11 protein-coding genes are annotated in these 10,545 nt (G+C 68.8%); 4 read left to right on the forward strand and 7 right to left on the reverse strand.

Translation table 11 applies throughout. The annotated features are described in order from the left end of the window. On the reverse strand, positions 1 to 183 hold a 183-nt coding region (locus tag ACFV0G_RS12005; protein ID WP_380545519.1), incomplete at its 3' end, for a hypothetical protein. A gap of 545 nt (positions 184 to 728) precedes the next feature. On the opposite strand from ACFV0G_RS12005, the gene ACFV0G_RS12010 reads away from it, so the two are divergent. Beyond that, the gene (locus tag ACFV0G_RS12010) at positions 729 to 1,712 is read left to right on the forward strand and encodes a PP2C family protein-serine/threonine phosphatase (protein WP_380545521.1); all 984 of its coding nucleotides are present in this window, start codon (positions 729 to 731) and stop codon (positions 1,710 to 1,712) included. 134 nt (positions 1,713 to 1,846) lie between these two features. Here the strand turns inward: ACFV0G_RS12010 and ACFV0G_RS12015 are convergent, their stop codons facing one another. From ACFV0G_RS12015 to ACFV0G_RS12025, 3 genes are all read right to left on the reverse strand, one after another. Continuing rightward, positions 1,847 to 2,011, reverse strand: a complete 165-nt coding sequence (locus tag ACFV0G_RS12015; protein ID WP_380545523.1) for a hypothetical protein — start codon at positions 2,009 to 2,011, stop codon at positions 1,847 to 1,849. Between the two features lie 449 nt (positions 2,012 to 2,460). Beyond that, positions 2,461 to 3,363 carry an NmrA family NAD(P)-binding protein gene (locus tag ACFV0G_RS12020; RefSeq protein WP_380545525.1) on the reverse strand — a complete coding sequence of 301 codons (903 nt, stop codon included), beginning with the start codon at positions 3,361 to 3,363 and terminating at the stop codon, positions 2,461 to 2,463. Between the two features lie 789 nt (positions 3,364 to 4,152). Beyond that, positions 4,153 to 5,757, reverse strand: coding sequence for a DHA2 family efflux MFS transporter permease subunit (locus tag ACFV0G_RS12025; RefSeq protein ID WP_380545527.1), 1,605 nt, complete (start codon positions 5,755 to 5,757; stop codon positions 4,153 to 4,155). 184 nt (positions 5,758 to 5,941) lie between these two features. Between ACFV0G_RS12025 and ACFV0G_RS12030 the strand changes: the two genes are divergently transcribed. Next, on the forward strand, positions 5,942 to 6,538 hold the full coding sequence (locus ACFV0G_RS12030) for a TetR/AcrR family transcriptional regulator (protein WP_380545529.1): 597 nt from the start codon (positions 5,942 to 5,944) through the stop codon (positions 6,536 to 6,538). A 912-nt stretch (positions 6,539 to 7,450) separates the two neighbouring features. Here ACFV0G_RS12030 and ACFV0G_RS12035 read toward each other — a convergent pair. The 3 genes from ACFV0G_RS12035 to ACFV0G_RS12045 form a co-directional block, all read right to left on the reverse strand. Continuing rightward, on the reverse strand, positions 7,451 to 8,272 hold the full coding sequence (locus tag ACFV0G_RS12035; RefSeq protein WP_380545531.1) for a hypothetical protein: 822 nt from the start codon (positions 8,270 to 8,272) through the stop codon (positions 7,451 to 7,453). An 81-nt stretch (positions 8,273 to 8,353) separates the two neighbouring features. Further along, entirely contained in the window at positions 8,354 to 8,503 is a 150-nt protein-coding gene (locus ACFV0G_RS12040) for an aminotransferase class V-fold PLP-dependent enzyme (RefSeq protein ID WP_380545533.1), read from the reverse strand. Beyond that, positions 8,443 to 8,721: a hypothetical protein gene (locus ACFV0G_RS12045; protein ID WP_380545559.1), complete on the reverse strand. Its 279-nt coding sequence runs from the start codon at positions 8,719 to 8,721 to the stop codon at positions 8,443 to 8,445. The genes ACFV0G_RS12040 and ACFV0G_RS12045 overlap by 61 nt, the downstream gene beginning before the upstream one ends. Positions 8,722 to 9,123: 402 nt before the next feature. Here ACFV0G_RS12045 and ACFV0G_RS12050 point away from each other — a divergent pair, with 402 nt between their 5' ends. Further along, positions 9,124 to 9,507 (forward strand): carboxymuconolactone decarboxylase family protein, encoded by a 384-nt coding sequence (locus ACFV0G_RS12050; protein ID WP_380545535.1) that lies wholly within the window; start codon positions 9,124 to 9,126, stop codon positions 9,505 to 9,507. Between the two features lie 822 nt (positions 9,508 to 10,329). Continuing rightward, positions 10,330 to 10,545 (forward strand): alcohol dehydrogenase catalytic domain-containing protein (locus ACFV0G_RS12055; RefSeq protein ID WP_380545553.1); only part of this gene is annotated, 216 nt, incomplete at its 3' end.

A 10,545-nucleotide genomic window follows, 5' to 3' on the forward strand; every position in this document is an offset into this window, starting at 1 on the left:
GCCGCACCACAGGTTGCGGGCCAGCCACTCGTCGTGGCTGTAGGTGTCGCGGCCCGGGGTGCGCGCTTCCGTCGGCACCGGGACGAAGGTGTCCTCGAGCCGGATTCGGTCGGGCAACGTGCGGAACCGGGCGCGGGGGTCCGTCGCCTCGGCGACGACGCCCCTGCCCTCTGGTCGGGTCATCTGCTCTCCTCCATTCGTGCGGGGGTGTTCGCAGACCTCGGAACGGGTCTGTCGATCAGGGAGCGCCTGCGGGTCGCGGTCGGCCCGGCGGGGGGTGACCTGCGGGCCGCAGGCCGGCGAGGCGCGATCGCGAGGGCCCTGCGCTGTCGGCGATGTCCCGGTTCGCCCCCGGGAGGACGTCGGCGGCAGCGCCGACGTCTTCCGTCGGCGAGGTGCTGGTGGACGGCCGCCGCACCGAGGTGCCGGGCGTCCTGCGGCCGGTGGGTGCGGACCCGGGCCTGCTCCGACCTCTCCAAGATGGCCGGTCGCATTGAAGCTGTCAACCTTGACAATACGACCGGTCATATTCACCCTGGAAGCAGGCTCACCCTTCTGGTGGGGATCTGGGCACCCGAGAGGTGCACCGTGTTCGCCCCTGACAGCAGCCCGTGTGCCTGCCAGGGCAAGCCGTGCCCTTCGACGTCGGGCTCGTGACCGCGGCACCGGAAGGGCCAGGGAGCGCAGGCCCGAACGCCCCGAGCACCGCGCATCGAAAGGGCCCGCTCATGACCATCTCCCCCCACTCCGCAGCCACCGTGCCGGGAGCCGCACAGGCGACAGCCGGCGTGCCGAGCAGTGACAGCGACTCCCTGATCGCGCAGGCGTTCGCCCTGGCCGCAGTCCCCCTCCACCGCGGCTCGCCCGTACCGTCCCCGCCGAAAGGCCGACCGCACACCTCGATGGCGGCGCGCAAGCAGGCGAATGAATCCCTCCGGCACCTGGCCGAGGCGGAGCGGTGCCGTCAGGAGAACGCCCGCCTGCAACGCCACCTGCTGCCCACCCCGCTGCTCGAAGGCTCCGGGCTCACCTTCCACGCCCGCTACCGGCCCGGCCGGCGCCGCGCCCTGCTCAGCGGGGACTTCTACGACATCGTCCGCACCGCCGACGGCACGGTCCACGTCGTGATCGGCGACGTCTGCGGCCACGGCCCCGACGAGGCCGCGCTCGGTGTGGCGCTGCGGATCGCCTGGCGCACCCTGGTCTTCACCGGCCTCACCGGCCAGGCACTGGTCTCCACCCTCCAGCGCGTGCTGGAGCACGAACGCCACAGCGAGGAGATCTTCGCAACCCTGTGCATGCTGGCCATCCGTCCCGACCAGGACGTGGCCGAGCTGCTCCTGGCCGGCCACCCGGCCCCGCTGCTGCTCCACGACGACGAGGCTCCCGAACTGCTGCCCTATGAGGAGCCCGGCCCCGCGCTCGGTCTGCTGAGCAACGGGACGTGGCCGACGACCCTGATCCCGCTGGGACGGCAGTGGAGCCTGATGCTCTACACCGACGGCCTGATCGAGGGCCGGATCGGTGCCGGCACCCGCCGCCTGGGCCAGGAGGGCCTGATCGACCTGATCGCCGACCATCACGGCACCGGCCTGCACGGCGACACGCTGATCGACACCACCGTGGCGGAGGCCGAGGACCTCAACGGCGGCGCACTCGCGGACGATGTGGCAGTGCTGCTGCTGACGAACACCGTTGCCGCACGCGGGTAGGGCATCGCGAGGGCGGCGAGGTGTGCCCGGTGCCTGTACTCCGTGCCGCCGCCGCAACCGGCGCACCGCACGTTCCGGCGCCGAACGCTTCGGTGCCCCCTTCGCCGTGACCGCGGCCGGGGGGCGGCCGGCGGTCATTCCGCCCAGGGATCGAATCCGGTGTCCAGGACCGCGCTCAGGGCGAGCCGCAGGCTCTCCGCCTCGGCGGGGCCGAGTGCTCCCTCGAACCGCTCCTGCGCGGATGTCCGGAGCGGGATCGCCTCCTCGAGTCGGGTGAGGCCGGCCGGCATGATTTCCACGGTGCGGGCTCGCCCGTCGGTTCGCGAGGGACGGGACGAGCAGCAGCCCAGAGCGAGGAGTGGGCCATGACCGAACTGGAACACACCGTGTACGTGGCACCGCCGAAGCCGGTGGTGCCGGATGAACGTGCTGCGCTTGAGGGCTCTCAGCGGCCACTTCGGCCACCCCTGGCAGCAGCAGCTCGACGAGCTGCCGCTGATTGCCGGTCAGACCCACGGTGCAACGACGGGGCTCCGTCATGGTTGATCGAGATCGCGGACACGCACCCGGCCGCCACGAGATCATGGAACCGAGTCCGTGCCGCATCGATCAAAGCCGGACGGCTGGGGGTTCCCCTACCGAAGCCCCTCCGAGGTCCGTCCCGTGGCCATGGGGCGTCGGCGTGGCCCGAGCGGGCTCGGTCGGCGTGGAGAAGTCGTCGGCCCGGGGCCGACCCGGTCCGGGCGGCTCAGCCGAGGTAGAAGTCCCTGCGGGCGGCCACGAATGCCTCGATCGACATGGGCGCCCTGCCAGTCACACGCTCGACATCGCCGGTGGTGCGATCGTAACGGTTGTCGCGGTGCAATTGGGCCATGGTCGCCACGTGCTGTTCCAGGTGTGGCGGCATCCCCAGCTTCGGGAGCCGCGCCGCCCACATCTCCGGCGGTACGTCCACATAGGACACCGGACGGTCCAGTGCCCGGGAGAAGGCTCCGGCCAGTTCCGCCATGTCGACCGAGCGGGGCCCGGTCAGCTCGTAGACCCCTCCGATGTGCGGAGCCGGGTCTCGAAGCACGGTGGCGATGACCCGGGCGACGTCGTCCACGGCAACGGGCGAGGTGTGACCGGTGCCGAACGGCAGGCCGATCGTGCTGTTCTCCTGAATCGACAGCGCCGCCATCGTGGTGAACAGCGGACTGTCCAGGAACGCCGTGGGCCGGACGTGCACCACGGGCAGGCCGGACCAGTTCAGTACCTGCTCAGCCAGCCAGTGCAGCCGCTGCTGATGCGACTCTTCGGTGCTGGTGACGGTCATCTGCGACACCGTCATCTGCGACAGGTCGACCACGGCCTCGAGTTTGCCGTACTCCCTGGCAACCGAGGCCACCACGGTAGCCGCCAGCAGGTGGTCCGGTGACACCCGCATTCCGAAGTACATCCGCGTGACACCCTGCAGCGAGGCCGCCACCGTCTCGGGCCGTGTCAGGTCACCGATGACGACCTCCGCGCCGAGCGCCCGCACCTCGTCTGCTCGCTCATCCTCCTGACGGACCATGAAACGCACCGGCACGTCCCGAGCACGCAGTTCCTCGAAGACCGCGCGGCCCACGCCGCCGACGCCGGGGATGAGAACAAGATTGCCGGCAACCATCAGTCGATCTCCTTGCAAGCAATTGAGTATCTGAGTTGATGCGATGAAGAGTGTCCGCGAGAGGGCAGCCCGGCCATGTCACTACGGCGGTGACGATCCCTCAGGGATCCCCAGGGCTGCCGGTTTCTGCGGTTGCCGGGCGGAGGCCGTCGGCTGCGGACGGTCATGGTCGGCGCAAGCTCTCGCGAGCCGCCGACCGACCTCAAATAGATGTCATAAATAATCTAAGTGGGATTGTTATAGATGTCAAGCGACATCCAATTGGGCAAAGTGGCTCCCTGGGCCGCGCATCCCAGGCACAGGCGCAGGAGAACCGGAAGGCGGGTCGCAGCCACCGCCTCCCGGATGTTCCGCTAGAAGGGCGCCACAGTCGGCGTCGCCGACCTGAGGAAGGCCGCAGGGCTGACCCACGGCGGGTTCTGCGAGCAGTCCGCCTCCACGCTCTGGCACCGCGCCCACACCGGGGGCGGCTGCCCCGTCTCCGGATTCACCGCCGGCCTGGGGCGCGATCCCGACAGTCCGCTGCTCGGGGCGGGCCGACCGGGACGGTGCAGACGGTCGGCACGGGGGTACGAACGCCGGACCGCGCACGCCGAAGCAATGATCCAGGTCGCCGCGATCCGGCTCATGGCCGTCCGCCTCGCCGACGAGGCGGTCGCACCGCACGGCTCCCCTGGAGACCGAAGCAGCCCACCACCCCGCCGACAGCCTCAAGAACGAGTGATCATCCGGTTGCCCAAAGCCTCTGAGGCGACATCACCTCCGGCACCTCGAGGGGAGAGTCCACACTCATCCCTTGGCGCCCACCGTCCTGAGCTGCGGCTTGCCACCTCCGGTGGCCGCGGCGGCATCCTTGCGGGGCAGGAAGAGCAGCACGACAACCGCTCCGACCAGGGCGACGGCGGCCGACCCCATGGCGGTGATGTGCATGGCATGGATGAAGGCGTCGTGCGCCGGCTGGACCAGCGCCCTGCCGGCCGGCCCCATCTTCTCGGCGACGGACAGCGTCGCCTGGACGGATTCGCCCGCAGCGTGCCGGTCGGAGGCAGGCAGCACGCCCAAGTGACGGTCGATGCCGTTGCGATACGTGGCCGACAGCAACGCTCCCAGCACAGCGACCCCCAGAGCCCCGCCGACCTGCCGGAAGGTGTTGTTGATCGCGGAACCGGAGCCGGCCTTCTCCCGCGGCAGCGACGACATGATCATGACCGTGGCCGGCGGCATCACATGGGCTATTCCCGTACCCATGAGGAAGAACAACACCTCCAGCAGCCAGATCGGGGTCTCCTGACCGAGGAGCAGGAAGCCGGCGAAGGCCACGGCGGTCAGCACGAGGCCGGCGGCGCACACGGCCCGGGCGCCGAAGCGCTCGACGACCAGCCGGGCCCGCGGAGCGAAGAACATCTGCGAGGCGGCCAATGGCAGCACGAGCAGACCGGACTGCAGGACGCTGTAGCCGCGCACGCTCTGGTTGTAGAAGACACTGAAGAACGTGACGCCGGTGAGGGCGAAGAAGACCAGACCGATGGCGACGACGGAGGCGGAGAACCGCGGGTTGCGGAACCAGGTGACGTCGAGGGTCGGGTGGTCACTGCTGCGCTGGTACACGACGAAGACACCGAGGATCGCCAGGCCGGCCACGATCGGGCCCCAGGACTGGGCCACAGTGAAGTCGGCCTCCTGGCCGCCCTTGATGATGCCGTAGATCAGCGCGACCAGGCCCAGGATCGAGAGCACGACGCCGACCGGGTCGAGCCTGCCCGGACTGGGGTTCTTCGAGTCGGGGACGATCGCCACCATGGCAACCACCGCAACGACGACGATCGGCACGTTGACCAGGAAGACCGAGCCCCACCAGAAGTGCTGCAACAGCAGGCCGCCGGCGATGGGCCCGAGGGCGATGGCAAAGCCGACCACGCTGGTCCAGATGCCGATGGCCTTGGGCTGCTCCTTCGGCTCGAAGACGTTCATGATGATCGCCAGGGTGGCGGGCAGGATGAAGGCGCCGCCGAAGCCCATCACGGCGCGGAAGGCGATGAGCTGCCCGGAGGACGCCGACATGGCGGACAGCACCGATCCCGCGCCGAACACCACCATGCCGAAGAGCAGCACCTTCTTGCGGCCGATCCGGTCACCGAGCAGACCCGCGGTGAAGAGCAGTCCGGCGAAGACCAGCGTGTAGGAGTTGATCGCCCACTCCAGCTGACTCTGGGTGGAACCGAGTCCGGTGGGAGCGGGTTGTGCGATCGTCTTCGTCGCCACGTTGAGGATCGAGCTGTCCAGCATCACTACCAGGAGGCTGAAGCAGAGCACGGTCAGGACGGACCAGCGCCGGCGGTGGACCGCCTCGGAAACGCCTCTTCGCGGGGGAGGTACATCAGCCAGTGGTGTCACGGGGGGTCTCCAGTGCTGTCGGTGGTTCGGCGAGTGCCGGGCGGAGGCCGTCGGCCTCGGGCGACGGGAGTCAGCGCAAGGCCTGATTGACCTGCCGGCCGGTCGCCGCAAATAGATGTTGTTTGAAATCTAAGCCAGAGCTAGGATAGATGGCAAGCGACATCCAATCGAGGAGAGTGACCCCATGGGCCGCGTGTCCCAGGCGCAAGCACAGGAGAACCGGAGGCGGGTCGTCGCCACCGCCTCCCGGATGTTCCGCGAGAAGGGCACCACAGTCAGCGTCGCCGACCTGATGAAGGCCGCAGGGCTGACCCACGGCGGGTTCTACAAGCAGTTCGACTCGAAGGAGGACCTCGTCGACGAGGCCATCACCCATGCCTTCGACGAGCCTGGAGCACACTCGCCGGTGAGACGCCCGGTCCCCCCGACGGAACCCGAGGCCACCCGCCAGACACTGATCGACGACTACCTCTCGGTCTGGCACCGCGACCACGCCGGGGAGGGCTGCCCCGTCTCCGGATTCGCCGCCGACCTGGGGCGCGAGCCCGACCAGGCCACCCGCGCCCACCAGGTCTACGCCAACGGCGTACGGAACCTCGCCGCCCAGCTGGCCACCGCCGACGACGACGGCATGGCCCAGTTCTGCACCATGGTCGGCGCCCTCACCCTCGCCCGTGCCACCCGCGGCAACCCGCTCTCCGAAGAACTACTGCAAGCCGCACGCACGGCGCTAACCCAGAACAGCACCGCACAGCCCGAACCACAGCAGCACACGGACTGACCCGAACCCCCAACGGCATCGGCCGGCTCCCGATCAGACTGCTCCACCCGACCGCGCCCCAACCCCAGTCGCACAGCTCCGAGCCCGGCAAAGGGAGCCCCGGCTTGATCGTTAACCTGCGCGGCTTGGTCGCGGGCTGCTGACCTGTTCCTCTTCGTCGGATGCTTTGCGAAGTCGGGACTGCCGACAGGGTGGACGTCATGACGTGGGCTCGGCCGGGTGTCCTTGCGGCTGCGGCACCGCTCTGGTCCCGGACGGCTGGGTTTCGGTGCACCGGCTGGGCAGGCGGCCTGCCGCGGTGGTGCCGGAATACTCGCCGGATCCGGGCCAGAGTGAGTTTGTTCGGCTCGGCCGGCCTCTCCCCGGAGTGTCGGAGGTCGGTCGGCCACGAGGGGCGGTGAGAGACGGCGAGGATCAGCCAGGTCCAGCGGTCGGCCGCCTCGGGCGTGCGGATCTTCGGGCAGGTCCAGCCCGGGGTCTGCTTGAACTCAAGAGGACCGGTGGGTCAGCCTCGGGTGCAGGCGGTCCCAGGACCGGGCGGTCGCAGTGCCGTAGTTGTCGGTGGAGAACTGGCGGCGCGCCTGGCACGAGGGCGGCATCCAGGTCTGCGTTCGGCGGGGCTGCGTGCCGAAGCCGTCCGCGGAGCAATTCGCCGTGCTCGCCCGGGTTGAGGTCCAGGGTGTACGGGGACAGCTGGAAGACCGTGAGGCAGTCACGCTCGGCCGCATTGCGCTTCATGCCGGTGGTCAGGTGGGTGCTCAGGTTGGCCAGACCAGGACGATCGGACCGCCGATCTCGACTGCGACGAGAGGGCCTCCTGGCCTCGGGTATTTGACAATCCCAGGCCAACCAGGAGGCCCCGCCCTCATGGCACCCACTGAGGACACTCGAGCGCGTCGACCGACAACACCGTCACTGAGCCGTGTCGGCCTCACCCAAGACGGCCAGTGGGTCCTCTCCCTGCCAGTACTGCGGGCCGAGCCGGTCGCGCATCAGTTTGTAGCCCTCACCGCGGAAGAACGCGGTGACGGGCCAGGGCCGGCTGTAGATCCGCATATCGTCGATCCTTCCGGAGCCGTCCAGGCCGCACACGCCCGCAAGCTGCCACGTGTGACCGTGCACGGTCGCGTCGTACACCATCACGAAGCCCTGGTCGAAGCCGCTGACAATGCGGAACCTCGGGGCTCCTGAGATCTCCCCGACCGCATTCAGAATGAACCCCACCAGCTCACTGCCGGAGGCGGTGTCCGTCAGCACCGGCGAGTGGAACACCACGTCGGCCGAGAGTTCAGGAAGACCTGCCGGCTGCTCGGCGAGGAAGCCACCGGGCGGCCCGTCGGGAGCGTAGGGTGCCGACAGGTCGATGTCGTCACGGAACCGTTCGTCGGAGGCGGCCAGTTGGTCGCGGACCAGCTTCACGAACGGCCAGGGGCGGGCGTACAGGTCGACCGCCGAATACGTGTCGGCCGCCCCTCGTGTGAGAACGGCGAACAAGCCGACCTCGTGCCCCTGGCTGCTGCCGACGAAGGTGACGAAATCTCGCTCGCCGTCGGCCGTGATGAACTCCGGCTCGCCGATCCCGAAGGAGTCTGCCAGCTGTCGCAGGACCCCTACCACCTCGTCCCGACCCTCGATCCGGGACATGGTGAGCGGCGTGGCGAGTGAAACGTCCACCGACAGGGCTGCGGGGAGTTGTCCCAGAACGACAGCCTTGACCACGTCGTTTTTCGACATGGGGATCTCCTTTCGCTGGGCCGTGGCGGAACGTCCGCCATCGACGGTCAAAACAGCGCATCTGGCGCGCATCGAGCTCTGTCAGCCGAAGTAGGCGTGAGCCACGCGTACGCCTTCCGCCAGGGTGTCCCCCTCGGCAACCGTGTTGTCCACGTCGAAGGTAGCCCTGGTCATTGCGGGGAAACCGAGGCGACGCGCGATCGGGCGAGCGCAGTGGTGGCCGACCCGCACGGCGATGCCGCGATCGTCGAGGACCCGAGGTCAGGCGGGTGGTTCACCAGCGGCGCTCCGCTTTCCATCCGCCGATCCAGGATCGGGAGGTCCTTGCGGAGCCTTTCCACATCGATTGCCATCACACCCGCCTCCTGACGGTGAATCGGCTCTTCATAACAACTCTCGCGAGCTGCAGGATCGGGCACGGATGCAGATACCCCGTCGACGGGTTGCACGTCATACAGGGTGAGGAACCGGCGTGCCGGGCGGTGTTCGACAGCGCCGGTGGTGACGTTGAACGCCGAGCCCTGGCACCTGAGCCGACTTCTCTCAAGACGTCGCAACTCACCGTGACAACAGTGCGCACCCGTTGCTGGCGTCGACCCTTCAAATATGACCGGTCGTCTTGAGCGTGTCAAGCAACGGCCCCCCGGCTCCTGCCGACGCAACCCCATCGGACGGCGTAGCCCGACTCCTGTACGCGGTGCCACCCGGCGAAGGTGGCCGAGGCGATCGGCGTGACCTTCGTGCTCAGCACCGTCGCCGGCCCACTCGCTGCGACAGGTTGCGGTCCCCCGCATCGTGACCCGGCAACACACTTCGCGGGCGAGTGAGCACCGGGGCACCCATACTCATGGGTGAGCGAGAATCCGCCCGGGACGGAGAGCATCGTGGATCACAGATGCGGAAAAGCCGTGCAGGCCGAGTTGCGGCCTCTGGGTCGGGCGCTGCGCCGGGAGATCCCCGATGTGTACGCGGCCTACAAACAACTGCACGAGGCGGTGACAGCTCCGGGAGCACTGGAGCCCAAGGTCAAGGAACTCATCGCGGTCGCAGTCGCGGTCAGTGAGCAGTGCGACGGATGCATCGCCTCGCACACGCAAGCTGCGGTCTCACGCGGTGCCACACCAGCGGAAATGGCTGAGGCGATCGGCGTGACCTTCCTTCTGTGCGGTGGCCCGGCGACGGTCTACGGCGCTCGAGCTTTCGCTGCGTTCATGGAGTACCGAGAAGCGCAGTGAACCCGTGCACAGGCACCCTTCAGGCCAAGCGACGGCCGATACGTCGCGACACGCCCCCGGACTGCGGGCCGATCCATTAGGTCGCCACACGAAGCGTCGCTTCAGCGCCGCGGCCGGCCGCTGCGTTGAGGTGAACCGAATGCAGCCGTGGTCGATGGAGACCATGACCTGGTCGGGGGTCGGCTGCAGGCTGTCGTCGCGGCAGACGGCAGGACGTCGGGTCGGCATGAAGATGCCGCGGGCTTCGACCATGTCGTCGACGTAGTGGGCGACGGCCAAGCCACTTCCAACGGCTGTCCGCCGAAGGCCGTGCGCGGCTGCATGCGCTCGGTGACCACACTGCCGCCGGTCTTCTCGACGGCGATCCGGCCCGGTGTGAAGTCGGTCCTTCGGTCGGGGGCGCCGTGGGGAGCTACTGAGGCCCACTGTTCGTGCAGCCGCACCGGCATCTCGCGGGGCAGCGGATCCTGTGGACCGAATCCGAAGCAGGTACGGCGAGCCAGGGGTTCCCTTGACAAAGCGACCGGTCATATTAGACCCTGGCAGTAGTCCGGCGATCCTGCCGGGCCACGGGCGATCCCGATGAGCCGCAGCTGACCGGCCGGGATCCCCCGTACCGTCGGCAGGGCAGCCGCACCTCCCAGGACGTCCTCGTGACGCGGTCACCATGCCGAAATGCCGCATTCTGCATATCGTCGGCGGGGGGCCCGGACCGCTTCTCGGTGGCATGGTGAAGGGCTCTGATGGACCGGCCTTGGTCGTCGACGTGCAGCACGTAGAAAGGCCTCGCTCATGAACACCCCCTCCCGTCCCTCCGTTGGCATGTCGCGGGCCGTGCAGGTCGGGGCGCCGGGCGCCTCCCCTGAACTGGTTGAAGTCCCCGTGGGCGAGCCCGGTCCGGGCGAGGTACGGATCGCGGTGGAGGCGTGCGGCGTGTGCCACTCCGACCTGATCATCGCGGGGGGCGTGCTGCCGGGCAGCACGTTCCCGATCACCCCGGGCCACGAGATCGCGGGCCGCATCGTCGCACTCGGCGAG

Source organism: Kitasatospora sp. NPDC059571 (assembly GCF_042735675.1).
Lineage (GTDB): Bacteria > Actinomycetota > Actinomycetes > Streptomycetales > Streptomycetaceae > Kitasatospora.